The sequence below is a fragment of the Paraburkholderia sp. genome (assembly GCF_050742655.1).
Taxonomy (GTDB): Bacteria; Pseudomonadota; Gammaproteobacteria; order Burkholderiales; family Burkholderiaceae; genus Paraburkholderia.
In genome coordinates this window covers 25197-43852 of the sequence record NZ_JBOIGG010000008.1, presented here as the reverse complement: position 1 = coordinate 43852, position 18656 = coordinate 25197, and the positions used below count along the sequence as shown (strand labels likewise).

Sequence of the window (18656 nt, the reverse complement as noted above, 5' to 3'; positions counted from 1 at the left end):
GCTGAAAAGCGGTACGGCGAACGCAGTGCGACGCAGCGAGGTGCGCGCAGCTAAGCGTTCGCTGCGTTCGGGCGGCTAAGCGCTCGCCGCGTTCGAAAGGGTCAGCGCGGCGTGGCCGCGAGCGACGCGAGATCGGCGGGAAGGGGGTCGAGCGTGGGGCGCATGGCGAACGGCGCGGGCGCGCCGTCGGGCATCGGCAGGTCGATGCGGTTGTGCCAGTACGTGCGCAGTCCGACTTTCGCGGTACCGAACAGATCGTAGGCTGAGCCCGCGACGAATACCGCGCGGTCCGCGTGCACGCCGAGCCGGTCGAGTGCGAGCTGGTACGGCGCCGGGTCGGGTTTGTAGAAGCCCGCTTCCTCCGACGTCACCACGACGTCGAATGCGACACCCGGAATCGCGGCGGCGAGATGACCGAGCGTCGTCGAGCAGTTCGTGACGACGCCGAGACGGTAACGTTGCTTCAGCTGCGCAAGCACCGTTGCCGCTTCGGGCCACGCGCGCAGTTCGCCCCAGCGGCGCGCGAGCGTGGCCGGGTATCCAGCATCGAGTCCGACGCTCGCCGCGGCTTGCTCGACCAGCGTTTCATAGCGAACGTAGCGCCCGCATCCATAGGTGAGCTTCAGATAGGCCATGCGCCAGCGCCGGCCCATTTCTTCCGAGCCGGCGACGTCGTTCCACAGTGTCCATGAGTCGAGCACGGCGGTGAGCAGGTCGAACAGCACGACGTCGACGCGCTGTTCTTCGGATGAGGAGAGTTGTACGTCCGACATCGTTCAGCCCTCGTTATGCGCATGCACTTCGGCGATCGCGTTGATTTCGATCAGCGCGCCGTGATGCAATTCGGGGACCGGCACTACCGTGCGCGCCGGGCGATGATCGCCAAGAAACGCTGCGTACACGCGGTTAATGTCGGGCCACCGTTCGATGCCGACGATGAACAGCTGCACGCTGACGAGCCCCCGCACCGACGATCCGCCGGCCTCGAGAATCGCCTGAACGTTCTGCAGCGCGCGCAGCGCCTGCGCGTCGATGCCGTCGGGGATCGCGCCAGTCGCGGGATCGATCGGCAACTGGCCCGCGACGTACACGAAGCCGCCCGAGACGATGCCTTGCGAGTAATGTCCCGCGGGCGTCGGTGCGCGGTCGGTAGAAACGGTTTGCATCGGTGAGTCTCCTGGTAATACGTGGTAATTCTCTGATAGTGAGCCGTGGCAAGAGTAGCGAATCACGAAACGGCAGAGTTACCAGCCTGAGATGCGCGGCCAGTAGTCAGTCACCCGCTGTCCGTCGAGCACGTGATAACCCGCGTGCTGCGCGGATGTCGCGCATGCGTGGTTCGGCAGGATGCGCAGCGGCGTGCCGACTGGCAGATGCGGCCCGTGCGCGTGCTGCGTGGCGTGATCGCGCCGCGCGACGATGCCGTGCTCCTGGTTCGCCCCGATCACGATCAGATCGTCGAGCGGCTTGCCGTCGACGTCGCACACTACACCGTAGCCCTGGTCGACTGCCTGCGCGGCCGTGCCGCGATCGCGCGACAGTGCCATCCAGCCCGCGTCGACGATGGTCCAGCCTTTCTCCGGCTGATGACCGATGACGCTGGTCAGCACCGACACTGCGATATCCGTCTGACGGCACACGCCGAGTCCCGCCATCACCAGATCGAAGAACACGAACACGCCGGCGCGCACTTCGGTGACGCCGGTGAGGTCGTCGGCGAACAGCGCGGTCGGCGTCGACCCAACGCTGACGATCGGCGCCGCGAACCCCGCGTCGCGCAGACCTTGCGCGGCGACGACCACCGCATCGCGCTCCTGGCGCGCGTAGCGAAGGATGTCGTCGGTGGAGCGGCTGTCGTACGAATTGCCCGCATGGGTCATCACACCCTGCACGTCGATGCCGCCGGCCCGCAACGTCCGCGCGATTTCGACGATCAGCGGTGACGTAGGCGGCAGACCCGACCGATGCCCATCGCAGTCGATCTCCAGCAGCACGTCAAACGATTGCGCATGCGTGCGCGCGTAATCCGCGAGCAGTGCAGCCGTTTCGGCGCTATCGAGCACGAGCTTCAACCTGGCGCCCGCGCGGATCAGCTCCGCCGCCTGCGCAAAACGGTTCGGCGCAATCGCGACGCCATACAGGATGTCGGTCAGCCCGTGCTCGAAGAAGTAGCGCGCCTCGCGCAACGTCGACACCGTGATCGACCCCGTACCGTTGTCGAACAGACGCCGCGTCGCGTCGATGGACTTGCTGGTCTTCACGTGCGGACGCATTTGCACGCCAAGCGCCGCGAGATGCGTGCGCATTCTCGCGATGTTGGCGTCCATGCGGCCGGGCTCCAGCAGCAGCGCGGGGGTATCGATCGAGGACAGCGACGCTGACATATTCATCTCCAGTAGAGCCACTAGGATAAACTCGGCCGCATGCCCGTGGATTTAGCCACACTGATTCTTGAATTTAGCCAGACTGAAATGAAAGATTCCGCCGACCTGCGCTTTCTGCTGACGATCCGCGCGAGCACGAGCCTGCTCGATGCCGCGCGCAAGATGGGCCTCACTCCGTCCGCCGTCACGCAGCGGCTGCAGCAGATCGAACGGATGCTCGGCGTGCGGCTCGTCGACCGTTCGTCGCGGCGCCTGCGCTTCACCGAAGAAGGCGAACTGCTGTGTACAGGCGGCCGCGAAGTGATCGAGCGGTTCGACGCGCTGCTCGACGACCTGCACGCGCGCCGCGGCGGCATGGTCGGCACGCTGAAGATCAATGCGCCGTTCGGTTTCGGGCGACGCTACGTCGCGGCCGCCGCGTCGCGGTTCCAGGAACTGCATCCCGAGGTGAACGTCGCGCTCACGTTGTCCGATGCGCCACTGACCGAAATCGCGGACCGCTTCGACGTCGTCGTGCATATCGGCGAGTTGCGGCTGTCGAATCTGGTCGGCTATGCGGTCGCGCCGAACGCGCGCTTTCTGTGCGCGTCGCCGGCGTTCGTCGAACGTCACGGCCTGCCCGACACGCCCGAGGATCTCGCCGCATTGCCTTGCATCGCGCTGCGCGAGAACAACGAGGATGTCACGCTATGGCATTTCAGCAAGGGACGCGTCGCGCGCAGCGTGCGCGTGCCGGCTCGCCTGAGCAGCAACGACGGCGACGTGATCCGCGCGTGGGCGTATGAAGGACGCGGCGCGATCGTGCGTTCGGAATGGGACGTCGCCGGCGATCTTGCGCGCGGCACGCTGGTGCGGCTACTGCCGGCGTGGAAGCTGCCCGACGCGAACGTGATCGCGCTCACGCATCAGCGCACCGGCCTGCCGATGCGCACGAAGATGTTCATGCGGCATCTGCAGGAGCGGTTTAGGCCGGTGGCGCCGTGGCGGGTGCGGTGAACCTCGACCTGCGTCAGCTATCGGCAACCGGCGCAATGACGATCGCCAGCAACAGGACGCTGATGATTGGCATATGACATCTGGGCATTTTCATTTTTCTGGCTTGACCGTTTTGAAGGATGGCATGTCGACGCGTTTATGGCTTGCAGATCCCCGGCTGACGATCTGTTTCCGTCACCGGGATACGCTGGCCACCGATCTCAAGGTTGCGCAAAGACGGTACCGTCAAATGATAGTTTCCGCTCGACAGCGCATCGCGAACGCTCCCGCAATCCGGCGCAATATTGAACTCGCCGAGTACCTGCCATTCCCCCGCGGGATTCTGGCCAAACACCGTGCCAAAAGCGCTCCTCACAGGGATCAACAACACATTCGGCTTGCCTGTTCCCGTCAGGTCCGCAAGGTACGCATCGCATTGCGATGCAGTCACTTTCAGACAGGCCGGCAGTAGCCATAGCTCCTTCTGCGGCCAGTTGGTGGCGAGGAAGGAAGCCGGCAGCGCTTGCCCAGGCATACGCGAAACGATGTTGCGCGACAGGGTGTCGGCGTCGGGAGCGGTAGTGGGGACCGGGGCGTTCGCCTCGTACGGGCTGGTCGCTTGCAGCGCCTGCGCGCTCATTTGCCTGATTGCCGCTGCATTCGATCCCTTGTCCGTCGACTGAAGCCGCGCCAGCGCCTGTCTGCCGTAGATAGCCGACCGGAAGCGCAGGAACTTGAAATCGAATTTGTCCGGCGTCACGCGACCCGAGAGCAACCTGCTCACCTGACTGTCCACCGACAATCGCGCCGGGTCGGCCAGCGGTGTGAATAGTGCAAACACGACAGCCAGCGACACCCATGCGGTGATGACGTTAGTGGGTGCGATGCGCTGCAACCAACTTTTTCTGTCGAATGCCGCCCATGCATAACCGACGGCGTAACAGCCCGCCACCAACGTGCATGCACTGGCCTGCACCCGGGAACCGGTCACCCCATATTGGCCGATCCGCAGAGCCAGCGCGTAGGCGGTCACCAGCACCAACACCGGCAACATCAGGCTACCCGCGCGAGCACTGATACGCAGCACGCGCGGTACCGCCTCGCCTTCAAAACCGTTCTTGAAGACCGCGTTAATCAATACGATCGCAAGCGCCACCACACCGAGCAATACACTCGCCGTCGACCGTGTCGCCCACAAAGGCTCCAACCCGGCAAACAGCGAACTGACAAGAAAGCCTGCAACGATCAGCACGAGTAACGGCAAAAGCCAGGACATCAGCGTCAGCAATAGCGTCCGCATGCCGCGGATGAAATCCTCCCGCACATCGGTGATATGCAGACCAACGGAGAATGCCATTGCACACACCGGCATATAGAACCACGACTTCTCCAGCAAATCCCGGAAGAAAGTCAGCTTAAGCAGCATGAACAATTCAGCGCCGGCCCAGAGAACAAGGTAGAACACGCCCACGAATATCAGCGACAGCGCAATCTGCAATGCCAGCTTCCATGCGAGCACAAAATACGATGCATAGGGCGCAAACCAGGCTTTAGCAGCCTCCCCCGCGAGGATCAACGTATAGCCGACAAACACCATCGCAGCAGAAAAGAATGCGGCATGAAATGTAGGGAAATTCACCTGGGACGCTCGGCCGGCGCCGCTCGTGGCCCAGAGTGGCTGAACGTCCCGCCACGCATCGTGGTGTCCCACGCACGCGACAACCACCGCCAGCACGACGCACCATAAAAGCAGTCTGCGGACTCTCAGGTAATTCAAACCGATCGCCGCTGCAGGGGGAATCAGAAATGCAAGCAGCAGCGACGGAACGAATAGCAAAGCATGCTGCGCAAACGGATGCTTGAGGTGAGCCGCTTCGAACAGAAAATACAGAAGAACGCCTTGTGCCAGTCCAATCAATAGACGCCACGCAAAAAGCCCTTTTAAAACCGGCGCAACCATTCTGGAACCTTCCCCCGTCTGCCCATATTGCATATCGCCACCTTCTTATTGGTTGAGAGCTATCGCAGGTTAAACGAATCGACGCGATCGTTCTTCAGTCGTCGATATCCCGTGCGACCCGGTAGCTGACGCCCCTGCTTGACGCCCCCGCTTGACGCCCCTTTAGCAATGTGGTTACATGTCGCACCATGTACGCCACCCACGCCCTCCTGTCGCTAAGCCTACTAGCCCGCTCTTCCGGGCCTGGTCTGCTACTGCGCGCGTACATCGTCTGATTTTTCCGAAGCGCCGTTAAACCCCCAGTTTGCTGACCTTGCCCCGGTTTCCGACCGGAGGCGATGCGTCGTCGTTTGCGTCATCCGGTCGACTTTCACCCTTTGAACTGTCGCCCTGTCGATGACCATGCACACCTTCTTTTGCCTTTCCCGCCCGTCGATTCCGCACTGCGCCCGCTCGCAGTCGCAATACGTCCCGGCCGCATCGCACCCCACCCCTCATTTCCCTCATTGAGCGAGACCATCATGTTGAAGAACCCCGCCGTCAAATACCGTCCCTTTACGCCCGTCAATCTGCCGGACCGCACGTGGCCCACGCGCACCATCACGCACGCGCCGATCTGGATGAGCACCGATCTGCGCGACGGCAATCAGGCGCTGTTCGAACCGATGAACGCGCAGCGCAAGATGCGCATGTTCAAGACGCTGGTCTCGATCGGCTTCAAGGAAATCGAGGTCGCGTTTCCGTCGGCGTCGCAGACCGATTTCAACTTCGTGCGCGAACTGATCGAGGGCGGTCATATTCCCGACGACGTGACGATCGAAGTACTCACGCAGGCCCGCGACGATCTGATCGAGCGCACGTTCGAATCCCTGCGCGGTGTGCCCCGCGCGATCGTGCATCTGTACAACGCGACCGCGCCGGAATTCCGCAAGATGGTGTTCGGACTCGACCGCGACGGCGTAAAAGCGCTCGCAGTGAATGCGGCCCGCACCGTGAAGCGTCTCGCGGATGCCGCAACCGACACGCATTTCACGCTGCAATACAGCCCCGAAACGTTCACCGCGACCGAACTCGACTTCGCGAAGGAAGTCTGCGACGCAGTGTTCGATGTATGGCAGCCGACACCCCAGCACAAGGCCATCGTCAACCTGCCCGCGACCGTCGAGGTCGGCACGCCGAACTTCTACGCGGACCAGATCGAGTGGATGCATCGCAACCTCGCGCGCCGCGATGCGTTGATCGTGTCGGTGCATCCGCACAACGACCGCGGCACGGCAGTCGCTGCAGCGGAACTCGCGGTGATGGCCGGCGCGGATCGCGTCGAAGGATGTCTGTTCGGCAACGGCGAGCGCACTGGCAATGTCGATCTCGTCACGCTCGCGCTGAATCTGTACACGCAGGGTGTCGACCCGGGCCTCGACTTCTCGCACATCAACGAGGTTGCGCGTACCGCCGAGGAATGCACGCAGTTGCCGGTGCATCCGCGTCATCCGTACGTCGGCGATCTCGTGTTCACCGCGTTCTCCGGCTCGCATCAGGACGCGATCAAGAAAGGCTTTACGCAGCAGAAGCCCGACGCGATCTGGGAAATGCCGTATCTGCCGATCGATCCGAGCGATCTCGGCCGCACGTACGATTCGATCATTCGCGTGAACAGTCAATCCGGCAAGGGCGGCATTGCGTACCTGCTCGAGCAGTCGTACGGCATCGTGTTGCCGCGCCGGTTGCAGGTGGATTTCAGCGCAGCCGTGCAGCGCCTCACCGACGACAGCGGTCACGAAGTGACGCCGCAGCAGATTTTCACGCTGTTCCAGCGCGAATACGTCGATTCGCACGCGCCAGTGCAATATGTGTCGCACAGTCTCACCGAGCAGGCAGGCCGCGAACGCATTCGGCTGACGGTGGACATCCACGGCGAACGAACAGTCGTGAGCGGCGAAGGCAACGGTCCGCTCGACGCATTGATGCACGCGCTGCGCACACCCGTGCAGCTTCAGCATTACGAAGAACGCGCACTCACGCAGGGTGCGGATGCGCGCGCGATCGCGATTGCGGAGATGTCCGGCGGCGGCGTGACCGGCAGCGCGTTCGGCGTCGGCATCGATGCGAATCTGGTGACCGCATCGATCCGCGCGATGATCAGCGGTATCAACCGTGCGTATGCGCGCTGCGAACGCGACACGCAACAGCATTTCTTCGATGCCGTGCTGCGCGAAGCGAACGACACCGATGCGCACCGGCAAGCAGCGGCACACGCCGAATAATGTCCAGGTAAAACGCTGAAAGTTCTACGCTGCAAATGAGGGCGTCCGCACACGCGGACGCCCTCATCGTTTGTGTGGACCTGTGGGCCATCAGTTATCGGCACCTGCACACAAAACTTTAGCCCTCACCGCATGATTTTTTTCAGTGCTCGATGCATTCCAACGAAAGTACCTCCGGGCAAGCGATTCGTCCGACGGATTAACGTTTCTGTCATGTGGCAGCGCTAATTTCGCGAGCGCTGCGCCGTTTCCCGCATCTCGTCCCTGCACCGTCCGCACAAGACGTGTGCGCGAAAACCGCCGGCACCCTCCGACTTTCCGCAGCGACGAGACCTCTCATGGCAAGCATCGAACAGCTGTACAGCGTGCTGGCGACCGCCAGTTCCGATCAACAGGACCCCGCGCAGCCCGCGCTCGTCGTTCACGCGGGGCAGATAGCGGTCGACACGCCCGCGGTCGCGGCGGAGATGACCAACGCGGAACTGCAGAACTGGTTTCTCGAAGCGCCGGATGTCGAAGCAGTCGCGATCGTCAAAGAGAACGTCCCTGTCGCGCTCGTGAACCGCAACGTGTTCATGGAGCAATACGGCCGGCCGTTCAGCCGCGAAGTGTTCGGCAAGCGCAGTTGCATTTCGTTTGCGAACCAGAAGCCGCTGATCGTCGACGCCAACACACCGATCGAAGTGGTCGTGCGTGCCGCGGTCGAACCCGAATCGCGCGTGATGAAGGACGGCTTCATCTGCAACCGCGACGGTCACTACTTCGGCATCGGCAGCGGCATGGCGCTGATCCGCGCGATGTCGGACATCGAAGCCGCGAAGACGCGCCAGTTGCTGTCGAGCATCGAGTACGCGTCGGCTATCCAGCAGTCGAACCTGCGGAATTCGCAGGCTGAACTCACTACGTGCCTGCCGTCCGCGCGTCTCGAATGGCTGCCGCGCGATGTCGTCGGCGGCGACTGCTATTTCTTTCGCGCGACGCGTAACGGTCTGTTCGGCGCGATCGTCGACTGTACGGGGCACGGCGTGCCCGGCGCGTTCATGACGCTGATCACGCTGTCGTTTCTCGAGAACCGCGTCGCGACGGGCAGCGACGAACCGGATCCGGCTCACGTGCTGTCCGACCTGAACCGCTACATCAAGAAGGTGCTGGGCCAGCACGCATCGACGAAAAGCGGCGAAGAAGCGCACGTCGTGCGCGAAGGCAAATCGGACGATGGTCTCGACGCCTTCATGTTCGTGCTAACCGGCAACGGGCTCGATCTGCAATACGCAAGCGCGCGCCTCGAAATGGCCGTGCTCGACGGAGCCGCCAGTCCCGCGGAAGCCACCGACGTGCAGATTCTCGAAGGCGACCGGATGGGCGTCGGCTACAGCGACACGCCCGACGATTTCGCATTCACCACGCGCAGCCATACGCTGCAGCCGGGCTACCGCGCGTTCGTCACGACCGATGGCGTGATCGATCAGGTCGGCGGCCCGAAGAACATCGCGCACGGCCGCAAGCGTCTGTACAAGCTGTTCGCCGAACGTCGCGACGAGCTGCCGCAGCAGTTTGGCGACACGTTGCTCGACAGCTTCGCGCAATGGCAAGGCGACCAGCATCGTCGCGACGACGTGTGCTTCTTCGTATTCACGAACGAGGTTTGACGATGGACTTCCGTACTTTCGAAAGCTTCAGCGACGCCGCCGGCGAAGCGGGGCTCGTCTACTACTACGCGGGCCACTTCGACGAAGAAGTGCGGCGCGCGCTGTCCGCGAACCTGAAAAGCAGGCTCGAAATGGAAAACGTCGGCAGCCCGGCAAAACGCAAGCTGTTCTCCACGTTCATGGAAATGGCGCAGAACGTACTGCATTACGGCGGTTGCGTCGAAACGCAGGATAACGAGGAACGGCCCGGCGCGATCGCGGTAGGACGCGACGCCGCGTCCTACTGGATCGTGTGCAGCAATCTCGTGCCGGTCGAGCACGTGTCGCGCATCGCGGGCAAGCTCGACCAGTTGAAGCAGATGTCGCTCGACGAGATCAAGACCGCGTACCGCGAGCAGCTCGCGAACGACGATCACGCGGAAACCGACACGGTCAGCAAAGGCGCGGGTCTCGGCCTGCTGACGATCGCCCGCGACAGCATCCAGCCGGTCGAATACGCGTTCCGTAACGACGAAGCGTCGGACGGCCGTTTCGCCCGCTTCACCATCAAGGCTTTTGTCTAACTCGAGGCTGCATCATGACGCCGATCAAACTACCCCGTACCGACTTCACTCCGCAAATCGAATTCTCGCCTGCCGATGCAAGCATGTCCGTCGAAGGCGAGTGTCACCCGGAAAATCCGAACACGTTCTTCGGTCCGATCCTGCAACTGATCGGCGGGTACCTGCAAACCGCCACGCCGCCACGCTTCGTGATGCGCGTGCGGCTCACGTACATCAACAGCGCGTCGACGAAAGCGATGCGGCAGCTGTTCATGGTGCTGAGCGACGCATCGAAGCGCGGCTGCAACGTCGACATCGACTGGGAATTCGATCCCGACGACGATGCGATCCAGGAGCTCGGTCAGGACCTGCTGTACGGGCTCGGCGCGACGACGGTGATGTTCAACGAAGTGCTGATCGAAACCTGATCCGCGCGCGGCATCGCCCTACACCGATTTACACCGCGACCGCGCCGACGTAGTTTTCCGCCAGCGCGGTCGACGCTGCTCGCGACGTAGTCACGTGTTCGAGTTCGGCAATCTGTAGCTGTTGTTCGAACGGCGATGCATCATCCAGGCGATGCAGCATCCGCGTCATCCAGTACGAGAAGTGTTCCGCGCGCCAGACCCGTTTGAGCGCGGTCGCACTGTAGCCCTCGAGCAGATCGGTGCGGCCCTCGCGATAGAACGCTTCGAGCGCGCGCGTCAGCACGCGCACGTCGGCGACCGCGAGATTCAATCCTTTCGCGCCGGTCGGCGGGACGATGTGCGCGGCGTCGCCCGCGAGAAACAGGCGGCCATACTGCATCGTCGTCGACACGAAGCTGCGCATGCCGACGATATTCTTCTGGAAGATCCGCCCTTCCACCACGTGCTCCCCTTCCGATGAATCGACGCGCGCATGCAGCTCGGCCCAGATGCGATCGTCGGACCAATGCTCGACCGTATCGTGCGGATCGCACTGGAAGTACATCCGCTGCACGTTCGGCGAACGCGTGCTGATCAGCGCGAAGCCGCGCTCGTGCCGCGCGTAGATCAGTTCATGCGACGACGGCGGTGCCTCGACGAGGATGCCAAACCAGCCGAACGGAAACACGCGTTCGTAGTCCCGCCGCAGCGCCTGCGGAATAGCGGCGCGCGACACGCCCTGCGACCCGTCGCAGCCGATCACGTAGTCGCACTGCAGTTCGTGCGATTCGCCTGCATGCTGAAAGCGGATCGACGGCGTGCCGGTATCGACGTCGTGCAGCGACGTGTCCGACACGTCGAACAGCAGTGCGCCGTTCGCCGCGATGCGCGCGGCGACGAGATCCTTCAGCACCTCATGCTGCGCGTAGACGGTGATCGAATGGCCGGTGAGTTCCGTGAGGTCGATACGACGGCGCTTGCCTTCGAACGCGAGTTCGATGCCGTGATGCACTGCGCCTTCCGTTTTCATCCGCGCGCCGACGCCGGCTTCGGTTAATAGATCCGCGGTGCCCTGTTCGAGCACGCCTGCGCGAATCGTCGATTCGATCTGCGCGCGGCCGCGCGCTTCGAGCACGACCGAGTCGATCCCGCGAAGATGAAGCAGATGGGACAGCAGCAGCCCTGCGGGCCCCGCGCCGACGATGCCGACCTGTGTGCGCATTGGAACGTCTCCTCAAAGGATGAATTCGTTTTGCGCCAGTGTGGCGACCCCTCCTGTATCGGGCAACGCGATATCGCGAATACGTACTATCGTGATTGAGAATAGCGGTGTTTTTGTGGTCTACGCGGTGCGTTTAGTCGCACCCTCACGCGCGATTCGCATCGCTTCGAGCAGCGTCGCGTGATCGCCGATGTGATTCGCGAGCAGCAGGATCAGTTGTGCGTTCGCGGCCTGGCTCTGCGCGTCGTCGAGATCGCGATGCATGTCGATCAGGGCTTCGTAGAAATCGTCGGGGTGCGCGAGATTGGGGTTGATGTTTAGCGGCATGGTGGTCTCCTTGCGGTACGTTCACTTATGTTGTGCATGGAACACCGAGCGCGCGTTCGAGCGCCTGCGCGACGTTGCGCGCGTCGAGGCTGCGCCAGCGCGCGCACACGTGCTGGTCGGGCCGAACCAGATAGAACGTGCCCGGCGATGCGTCGTAGCGCGCGGCGGCAAGGCCCTCGACGTCGACTGCGATGCTCGCGTGCGGTGAGTGGCGCGCGAGCATCGCCACGTTGCTGCGTGCGTTTGCGTTCATCACGAGCACGAGTACGAGCTTCAGCGGGACCGCTGCTTTGACGAATGCATCGAATGCAGCAAGCGTCGCCACATCCATATCGTCTGCGCAGAACAGCATTCCCGTGAACTGCTGCCCCAGTTGCGGCAACAGCCATGCGGCCGCACCGTCGATCTCGATCGGCGCATCGCAACACGACGCCCCCGGCATCATCTTGCCGTCGAACCGTTCACCGTCCGGCGTATTCAGCGTCGAATCCGCCAGCATAGCCGGCACCGACAACCGTCCACTGTTCACGAGTTGCCGCGCGAACGCGTGATCGCGCGCAAGCGTCAGCACCGCGTCGCGAAACACGCGGCTTGCCGCGCTCTTCGGCGTGATGAAATCGGTCGAATGGGTGGAATGACGGATGTTTTCGTCGGCCGCGTATTCGCGTTCCGCGGCATACGTGTCGAGCAGCGCGTCGGGCGCGCGACCCGTCGTCACCATCGCGAGTTTCCACGCGAGGTTGTCCGCATCCTGCACGCCGCTATTCGCACCGCGTGCGCCGAACGGCGACACGCCGTGCGCGGCATCGCCCGCGAATAGCACGTTGCCGTGACGGAAACGCTCCATCCGCTGACACGAAAACGTGTAGACGCTGACCCACTGCAGTTCGAACTTCGCATCGGGTCCGAGCAACGCACGCACACGCGGCATCACGCGTTCGGGCGTTTTCTCGAGCACGGGGTCCGCATCCCAGCCAAGCTGGAAGTCGATCCGCCACACGTTATCCGGCTGACGATGCAGCAGCACCGACTGGTTCGGATGAAACGGCGGATCGAACCAGAACCAGCGCTCGGCCGGAAAATCCGCTTCCATCTTCACGTCGGCGATCAGGAAGCGATCCTTGAACGTGCGACCGTGACTGTCGAGTCCCATCAGCGTGCGGATCGGGCTGCGCGAACCGTCCGCCGCAATCACGTAACGGCCGTGCAATGCGTAAGGGCCATCGGGTGTGTCGACCGTCAGCGTGACGATGGCGTCCGGTGCATCGCTCTGACGGATGCCCGTCACGCGATTCTTCCAGCGTATCTCCAGATTCGGCAACTCGCTCGCGCGTTCAAGCAGATAGCCTTCGACGTAGTACTGCTGCAGGTTCACGAACGCGGGCCGACGGTGTCCGCTCTCCGGCAGCAGATCGAACGAATAGACAAGGTCGTTGCGCAGAAACACCTTGCCGACGTTCCAGCTCACGCCCTTCGCGGCCATCCGCTCGCCGCAGCCGAGGCGGTCGAAGATATCGAGCGTGCGCTTCGCAAAGCAGATCGCACGCGAACCGGTGGACAGCGTGCAGTCGTCGTCGACGAGCACGACCGGTATCCCCTGCTGCGCAAGGTCGATCGCCGCGGCGAGGCCCACAGGCCCCGCGCCGACGACGATCACCGGGTGGATGTGCTCATGTTGTTGTTCTCGCTGTTCGCGGCACGGCGCGTAGTCGAACGACAGCGTCTGGTAGTCGATGTCCATCGTGTCTTCGCCTCAACTCTGCAGCGCGCTCCACATCTCCTGGTCGCGCTGCGCGGTCCAGATGCGCGGATGCACGATGCCGCTCGCTTCATCGAATGCACGCGACACGTCGAACGGCAGGCAATGCTCGTAGATGAACACCTCGCCGAACTTCGGATCCATCGCCTTGCGCGCGTGCGCCATTGCGGCCTTCAGGTCGAGCTTCTGCGCGACTGCTTCACGGCCACTCTGCAATAGCGTCGTGACGAAATCCTTCGTGTAGTCGAGGCCCTTGTTCACGTCTTCGGGCGTGTGCAGCGCAGGGCCGCGGCCCGGCACGAGTTTCTGCGCGCCGAGCGCACGCAGCGCTTCGAGCGTCGCGGGCCACTGTTCGAGCTGCGCGTCGCCGCAATAACACGCGGCGTCGTATTCGACGAGGTCGCCGGAGAACAGCACCTTCTGCGACGGCAGCCACACCACCGTATCGCCTTTCGTGTGGCCTGCGCCGAGATGCGCGATGCGCACTTCGAGCTTGCCGAGGAACAGCGTGATTTCGCGCTCGAACACGAGCGTCGGCCACGTCAGGCCCGGCACCGTTTCGACGCCCGCGAACAGGCGCGGAAAGCGTTCGATCTCCGACTTCATGTCCGCCTCGCCGCGCTCGACGATCATCTCGTACGTCCCGCGGCTCGCGATGACCTGCTGCGCGCCTTCCGCGAAATACGCGGACGCGCCGAGCACGCGCACCGCGTGGTAGTGCGACAGCACCACGTACTTGATCGGTTTGTCGGTGACCGTGCGGATCTTCGCGATCAGGTCCTGCGCCATCGCGGGCGTCGCGGTCGTATCGACGATCAGCACACCGTCGTCGCCGACGATCACGCCGGAATTCGGATCGCCTTCGGCCGTGTACGCATACGCGTTGTCGGACAGCTGCGTGAACGTGATCTGCTTTGCTTCGAGATCGGCCTGGGATGCGAATGCCTTTGCCATGTCTGTCTCCTTGGGGACCGGTGAGGAGGCGAGACAGCGGGCGTATGCGGCACTGCGGCAGGGCGTGTTTCGTCCTGGTCTCGCCCCGCTTCGATATTTGACGGCTCGTTTTGACGGCTCAGTGTCGGGGTGAAGCCATGTTAGGAGCGTACGGTTTTATTTGTCAATAGCGAAAAACATCGCTATACGCAAATCTCTGGCGGCGTACGATGATGGGCATGCAGGCTTCGGGATTTCGCCCGGACCTCGCTTCAAGCTCGTTTAACATGGCTTTTTTTTCGAACGGCGAGACAGGTAGGTGAAACCCGTTAAGCAGGCAGCGCCTCGTGTCACACGGACGCAGCGCGGCATTCAGAGCGTCGAGGTGGGCGGCCGGCTACTCGACGCGCTCGCTCGCGCGCGCACGCCGCTCGCGTTGTCCGACCTCGCCGCCAGTGCTGCGCTTGCGCCGGGTCAGGCGCATGCGTACGTCGTGAGCCTGGCGCGGCTCGGGCTCATCAAGCGCGACGAGATCTCGGGCCGCTATGAGCCGGGGCCACTGTCGCTACGGCTCGGATTGCTGCATCTGGAACGGCAGCCCGCGTTTCGCGCAGCAGTGCCGCGCGTCGCCGTGCTCGCCGAAGTGCTTGGCTTCAGCATCGCAATCTGCATCGCGGGGCCGCAGGGTCCGACGATCGTCCGCTATGAGCATGCTGGGTTTCCGTTGCACGTGAACCTGCACGTAGGCACCGTGATGTCGCTGCCGGCCACGTCGACGGGACGTGTGTTCTGCGCGCATCTACCGACGTCCGAGCTACACGCGATGTGGGCAAACCAGGCCGGCACGCCAGGTTCCAGCCGCGCTGCGCCGCCGCTCGTACCCGCATCGGAACGCGCCGCGTTCGACGCAACGCTCGCGACGATCCGCACGCGCGGCATCGAGCGCGGCATCGATGCGCCGAGCCCCGGCATCAGCAGCCTGAGCGTGCCCGTGTGCGATGCGACGGGTCGTATGCTGCTCGCGTTGACGGCGATCGGCACGACCGGTTCGATCGACGTCGCGTGGCAAGGTCCGGTTGCGCGCGCGCTGCGCGACACGGCCCGCGCGATCGGCGCGGATCTCGCGGTCGAAGAGATCTCTGCGGAGGCCATGCCATGACAGGCGAACCGCGATGAGCAAAGTGAACAACCTGAGCCAGGCGAAACCGCAGCGCGGCATCCAGTCGCTCGACAGCACGGGCGCGTTGCTTGCCGCGCTCGCCGACGCGGGCGTGCCGCTCGCGTTGCGTGATCTCGCGGCCGCCGCGAATATGTCGCCGGCCAAAGCGTTCCCGCATCTGGTCAGCCTGCAGAAAATCGGCCTCGTCGCGCGCGACGCCGCCGGCCGTTTCGAAGCGGGACCGCTTGCGCTCGAACTTGGATTGATCGGTTTGCAGCGTCTGTCGCCGACCCGCGAAGCCGAAGCCGAAATCGTCGAACTCGCTGCAGCAACCGGCATGAGCGTCGCGATGGCCGTGCTCGGACCGCTCGGGCCGACCGTCGTGCGGCTTGAGGAATCGCCGCGGCCGCTGCACATCAGCCTGCGCGTCGGCACGGTGATGTCGCTCGTCAACACGGCGATCGGCCGCGTGTTCGCCGCCTACGTCGCCGACGACGTGCGCCGCGATCTGCTCGATCAGGACCATCTGCGACTCGCCGGTGCGTCGCCCGCAGAGATCTTTTCGCAGCCGGCAGCACGCAACGCCTCCACACGCCCGCTCGAAACCAGCTACGCTCAGCGGCTCTTGCAGATCCGCACGCACGGCATCGATCACGCGCGGAACAAGCCGATCCCCGGCATTCATACGCTCGCCGCGCCCGTGTTCGATCACACCGGCAGCCTTTGCCTCACGATCGCAATCATGGGTCCGGCCGGCAGCTTCGACAGCGATACCGCGGGCGGTCCGGCGGCGACGTTACGCGCCGCGACGCGGCGGCTGTCGCATCGCTTCGGCTATTCACCTGGCAGCGCCTGAACCCATCACGTCCCACCATTTCAACGAGAGCAACCAGAGGAGACCGACCCTGTGAGCGACCAGCCCTTCGGACGTACCCGCCGCGATTTCATGCGACTCGCCGTGACCGCCGGCGCCACCGCGTCGCTGCCGTGGATGCAGCAAGCCGACGCACAGACGCCGGCCCCTACCGCTTCTTCAACAGCAACAACCGCGCTCACCGAAAAAGGCACACAGCTCGTGCTGCTCGGCACGAAGGGCGGCCCCACGCCGTCCGATCTGCGCGCGGCACCGGCCAACGTGCTGGTCGTCGATGGGCAGCCGTACGTGGTCGATTGCGGCAACGGCGTCGCGCTGCAACTGACGAAGGCCGGCATCAAGCTGCCGAAGCTGCGCGACATCTTCATCACGCATCATCATTCGGATCACAACGCCGACCTTGGCAACCTCGTGTTTCTCGCGTGGGCCACGGGTCTGCATACGCCGGTGAATCTGTACGGACCGTCGCGGATCACGAAGATGATCGACGATTTCGTCGACATGAACGCAATCGATCTCGACGTGCGGATGCGTGAAGAAGGCCGGCCGCCGCTGCGCCCGCTGATCAACGTGCACGAGTTCGACGGACCGCGCGTCGTGATGCAGGATGACCGCGTGCGCGTGACTGCCACGCTCGTCGATCACTACACGATCAAGCCCGCGTTCGCGTACCGCTTCGAAACGCGCGACCGCACCGTCGTGTTCTCCGGCGACACGACGTACTACCCGGCGCTCGCCGAGTTCGCGAAGGGCGCGGACGTGCTGGTGCACGAAGTGATGTACCTGCCCGCGCTCGCCAGGCTGATGAAGACGGTCGACAACGCGCCGACGCTGCTCGATCACCTCGTGAAGAGTCACACCACGACCGAACAGGTCGGCAAGATCGCGGCCGCGGCCGGCGTGAAGACGCTCGTGCTGAGCCACTTCGTGCCGGGCGGCGACCCCGCGATCACCGACGACATGTGGGCCGCCGATGCGCGCCGCCACTTCGACGGCGACGTGATCGTCGGACGCGACCTGCAGGTCATATGAACGACGGAGCGATTCCGGTCACGCTGCTCACCGGCTTTCTCGGGTCGGGCAAGACGACGCTGCTCAACCGGTTGCTACCGCAGCCGGCAATGGGCCGCTGTGCGGTCGTGATCAACGAGCTGGGTTCGATCGGCCTCGATCATCTGCTCGTCGGTGCGATGCGCGACGATACGATCGCGCTGCTCGAGAACGGTTGCCTCTGCTGCGGCGTCCGCGACGGTCTTGCCGAAACGGTGGCGACGCTCTTCGAACGTCGTGAGCGCAACGAGATTCCGCCGTTCGAACGGTTGCTGATCGAAACGACGGGACTCGCGCGGCCGGGTCCAGTGATCTCACTGCTGCTCGGCGACGAAGCCCTCGAAGGACGCGTGCGACTCGACGGTGTCGTCGCGACCGTCGATGCGAAGCACGGCGCGGCGCAACTCTCGCGCCACGAAGAATCGCGCCAGCAGGTAGCGGTCGCGGACCGTCTGCTGCTGACGAAAGCCGATCTCGTCGACGACACCACGCTTGCTGAGCTTGAAGCCGCACTCGCCGCGCTGAACCCCAGCGCGCCGCACATCGCCGTGCACGACGGCGAACTCGACGCCGCGCAGATCCTCGACATCCTGACGCCGCGCGCGCTGCGTCCGTGGCTGCGCGCGCAGCCGGCATCGCAACCGTTCCTGCGCGGCGCAGCGACCACACGCCACGCGCATCCGGACATCGCGAGCTTCTGCATCAGCTATGCGGAACCATTGCCGATGCAGGCACTCGAAACTGCGCTGACGGTGCTGCTCGGCTATCACGGCGAGCGCATCCTGCGGCTCAAGGGCATCGCGAACCTGCTCGGCGAAACGCGACCCGTCGTGCTGCACGGCGTCCAGCAGTGGCTGCACGAACCACTGCGCCTCGACGCGTGGCCCGACGACGATCGCGCGACGCGGCTCGTATTCATCGTGCAGGGACTCGAAGCGTCGGTCGTCGAGCAAACGATTGCACATTTTCTGCGCGAAGCGGGCGTGGACTGCGCCGCGAGCATCGGCTGACCACGTCCGCGGAAAATCGGCAAAAACACCCGAACCCGCAGGCGGTGGTCGACAGGCACGCGCCCGGCAAGCGAACCGTTGCCCCTGAAATTCACCCCGGTATCGCCCCATCCCCGGTAATACAGCGTAACCTGACGGACC

The 18656-nt window shown here is 63.7% G+C and carries 17 protein-coding genes; 9 read left to right on the top strand and 8 right to left on the bottom strand.

Features of this window, described 5'->3' with window-relative positions:
• Positions 1 to 101: 101 nt before the first annotated feature.
• The 3 genes from ACREXZ_RS13270 to ACREXZ_RS13260 form a co-directional block, all read right to left on the bottom strand.
• Entirely contained in the window at positions 102 to 773 is a 672-nt protein-coding gene (locus ACREXZ_RS13270) for an HAD-IA family hydrolase (RefSeq protein WP_431764543.1), read from the bottom strand.
• A gap of 3 nt (positions 774 to 776) precedes the next feature.
• Positions 777 to 1166, bottom strand: a complete 390-nt coding sequence (locus tag ACREXZ_RS13265; RefSeq protein WP_431764542.1) for a RidA family protein — start codon at positions 1164 to 1166, stop codon at positions 777 to 779.
• A gap of 78 nt (positions 1167 to 1244) precedes the next feature.
• Positions 1245 to 2384: an alanine racemase gene (locus tag ACREXZ_RS13260; RefSeq protein WP_431764541.1), complete on the bottom strand. Its 1140-nt coding sequence runs from the start codon at positions 2382 to 2384 to the stop codon at positions 1245 to 1247.
• Between the two features lie 87 nt (positions 2385 to 2471).
• Between ACREXZ_RS13260 and ACREXZ_RS13255 the strand changes: the two genes are divergently transcribed.
• A complete protein-coding gene (locus tag ACREXZ_RS13255; RefSeq protein ID WP_431764540.1) occupies positions 2472 to 3380 on the top strand; it encodes a LysR family transcriptional regulator in 909 nt (302 codons plus the stop codon).
• Between the two features lie 136 nt (positions 3381 to 3516).
• Here ACREXZ_RS13255 and ACREXZ_RS13250 read toward each other — a convergent pair whose 3' ends face one another.
• Positions 3517 to 5319, bottom strand: coding sequence for a DUF4153 domain-containing protein (locus ACREXZ_RS13250; protein ID WP_431764539.1), 1803 nt, complete (start codon positions 5317 to 5319; stop codon positions 3517 to 3519).
• Between the two features lie 521 nt (positions 5320 to 5840).
• Here ACREXZ_RS13250 and leuA point away from each other — a divergent pair.
• From leuA to ACREXZ_RS13230, 4 genes are all read left to right on the top strand, one after another.
• Entirely contained in the window at positions 5841 to 7583 is a 1743-nt protein-coding gene (leuA, locus tag ACREXZ_RS13245; RefSeq protein ID WP_431764538.1) for a 2-isopropylmalate synthase, read from the top strand.
• 338 nt (positions 7584 to 7921) lie between these two features.
• Positions 7922 to 9232: a SpoIIE family protein phosphatase gene (locus tag ACREXZ_RS13240; RefSeq protein ID WP_431764537.1), complete on the top strand. Its 1311-nt coding sequence runs from the start codon at positions 7922 to 7924 to the stop codon at positions 9230 to 9232.
• A gap of 2 nt (positions 9233 to 9234) precedes the next feature.
• Entirely contained in the window at positions 9235 to 9795 is a 561-nt protein-coding gene (locus ACREXZ_RS13235; protein ID WP_431764536.1) for a SiaB family protein kinase, read from the top strand.
• Between the two features lie 14 nt (positions 9796 to 9809).
• On the top strand, positions 9810 to 10202 hold the full coding sequence (locus ACREXZ_RS13230) for a DUF1987 domain-containing protein (RefSeq protein WP_431764535.1): 393 nt from the start codon (positions 9810 to 9812) through the stop codon (positions 10200 to 10202).
• A 28-nt stretch (positions 10203 to 10230) separates the two neighbouring features.
• On the opposite strand, the gene ACREXZ_RS13225 is transcribed toward ACREXZ_RS13230, so the two are convergent.
• The 4 genes from ACREXZ_RS13225 to ACREXZ_RS13210 form a co-directional block, all read right to left on the bottom strand.
• On the bottom strand, positions 10231 to 11403 hold the full coding sequence (locus ACREXZ_RS13225) for a 4-hydroxybenzoate 3-monooxygenase (protein WP_431764534.1): 1173 nt from the start codon (positions 11401 to 11403) through the stop codon (positions 10231 to 10233).
• A 120-nt stretch (positions 11404 to 11523) separates the two neighbouring features.
• Positions 11524 to 11730: a DUF2783 domain-containing protein gene (locus ACREXZ_RS13220; RefSeq protein ID WP_431764533.1), complete on the bottom strand. Its 207-nt coding sequence runs from the start codon at positions 11728 to 11730 to the stop codon at positions 11524 to 11526.
• 25 nt (positions 11731 to 11755) lie between these two features.
• On the bottom strand, positions 11756 to 13471 hold the full coding sequence (locus ACREXZ_RS13215) for an FAD-dependent oxidoreductase (RefSeq protein ID WP_431764532.1): 1716 nt from the start codon (positions 13469 to 13471) through the stop codon (positions 11756 to 11758).
• Positions 13472 to 13483: 12 nt separating this feature from the next.
• A complete protein-coding gene (locus tag ACREXZ_RS13210; RefSeq protein WP_431764531.1) occupies positions 13484 to 14443 on the bottom strand; it encodes an MBL fold metallo-hydrolase in 960 nt (319 codons plus the stop codon).
• A 298-nt stretch (positions 14444 to 14741) separates the two neighbouring features.
• Here ACREXZ_RS13210 and ACREXZ_RS13205 point away from each other — a divergent pair, with 298 nt between their 5' ends.
• The 4 genes from ACREXZ_RS13205 to ACREXZ_RS13190 all read left to right on the top strand — a co-directional run bounded on the left by ACREXZ_RS13205 (position 14742) and on the right by ACREXZ_RS13190 (position 18515).
• Positions 14742 to 15581, top strand: coding sequence for an IclR family transcriptional regulator (locus tag ACREXZ_RS13205; protein WP_431764530.1), 840 nt, complete (start codon positions 14742 to 14744; stop codon positions 15579 to 15581).
• Positions 15582 to 15594: 13 nt separating this feature from the next.
• The gene (locus ACREXZ_RS13200) at positions 15595 to 16437 is read left to right on the top strand and encodes an IclR family transcriptional regulator (protein WP_431764529.1); all 843 of its coding nucleotides are present in this window, start codon (positions 15595 to 15597) and stop codon (positions 16435 to 16437) included.
• A gap of 90 nt (positions 16438 to 16527) precedes the next feature.
• Positions 16528 to 17487, top strand: coding sequence for an MBL fold metallo-hydrolase (locus ACREXZ_RS13195; RefSeq protein ID WP_431764740.1), 960 nt, complete (start codon positions 16528 to 16530; stop codon positions 17485 to 17487).
• The gene (locus ACREXZ_RS13190; protein WP_431764528.1) at positions 17484 to 18515 is read left to right on the top strand and encodes a CobW family GTP-binding protein; all 1032 of its coding nucleotides are present in this window, start codon (positions 17484 to 17486) and stop codon (positions 18513 to 18515) included. The genes ACREXZ_RS13195 and ACREXZ_RS13190 overlap by 4 nt, the downstream gene beginning before the upstream one ends.
• Positions 18516 to 18656: the final 141 nt, after the last annotated feature.

What these genes read in the sequence shown, in the direction of transcription:
- ACREXZ_RS13260 (WP_431764541.1), bottom strand. Translation starts at nt 2,384, where the DNA reads ATGTCAGCGTCGCTGTCCTCGATCGATACCCCCGCGCTGCTGCTGGAG.
- ACREXZ_RS13220 (WP_431764533.1), bottom strand. Translation starts at nt 11,730, where the DNA reads ATGCCGCTAAACATCAACCCCAATCTCGCGCACCCCGACGATTTCTAC.
- ACREXZ_RS13200 (WP_431764529.1), top strand. Translation starts at nt 15,595, where the DNA reads ATGAGCAAAGTGAACAACCTGAGCCAGGCGAAACCGCAGCGCGGCATC.
- ACREXZ_RS13255 (WP_431764540.1), top strand. Translation starts at nt 2,472, where the DNA reads ATGAAAGATTCCGCCGACCTGCGCTTTCTGCTGACGATCCGCGCGAGC.
- ACREXZ_RS13215 (WP_431764532.1), bottom strand. Translation starts at nt 13,471, where the DNA reads ATGGACATCGACTACCAGACGCTGTCGTTCGACTACGCGCCGTGCCGC.
- ACREXZ_RS13195 (WP_431764740.1), top strand. Translation starts at nt 16,528, where the DNA reads ATGCGACTCGCCGTGACCGCCGGCGCCACCGCGTCGCTGCCGTGGATG.
- ACREXZ_RS13270 (WP_431764543.1), bottom strand. Translation starts at nt 773, where the DNA reads ATGTCGGACGTACAACTCTCCTCATCCGAAGAACAGCGCGTCGACGTC.
- ACREXZ_RS13265 (WP_431764542.1), bottom strand. Translation starts at nt 1,166, where the DNA reads ATGCAAACCGTTTCTACCGACCGCGCACCGACGCCCGCGGGACATTAC.
- ACREXZ_RS13210 (WP_431764531.1), bottom strand. Translation starts at nt 14,443, where the DNA reads ATGGCAAAGGCATTCGCATCCCAGGCCGATCTCGAAGCAAAGCAGATC.
- ACREXZ_RS13230 (WP_431764535.1), top strand. Translation starts at nt 9,810, where the DNA reads ATGACGCCGATCAAACTACCCCGTACCGACTTCACTCCGCAAATCGAA.
- ACREXZ_RS13240 (WP_431764537.1), top strand. Translation starts at nt 7,922, where the DNA reads ATGGCAAGCATCGAACAGCTGTACAGCGTGCTGGCGACCGCCAGTTCC.
- ACREXZ_RS13235 (WP_431764536.1), top strand. Translation starts at nt 9,235, where the DNA reads ATGGACTTCCGTACTTTCGAAAGCTTCAGCGACGCCGCCGGCGAAGCG.
- ACREXZ_RS13225 (WP_431764534.1), bottom strand. Translation starts at nt 11,403, where the DNA reads ATGCGCACACAGGTCGGCATCGTCGGCGCGGGGCCCGCAGGGCTGCTG.
- leuA (WP_431764538.1), top strand. Translation starts at nt 5,841, where the DNA reads ATGTTGAAGAACCCCGCCGTCAAATACCGTCCCTTTACGCCCGTCAAT.
- ACREXZ_RS13250 (WP_431764539.1), bottom strand. Translation starts at nt 5,319, where the DNA reads ATGGTTGCGCCGGTTTTAAAAGGGCTTTTTGCGTGGCGTCTATTGATT.
- ACREXZ_RS13190 (WP_431764528.1), top strand. Translation starts at nt 17,484, where the DNA reads ATGAACGACGGAGCGATTCCGGTCACGCTGCTCACCGGCTTTCTCGGG.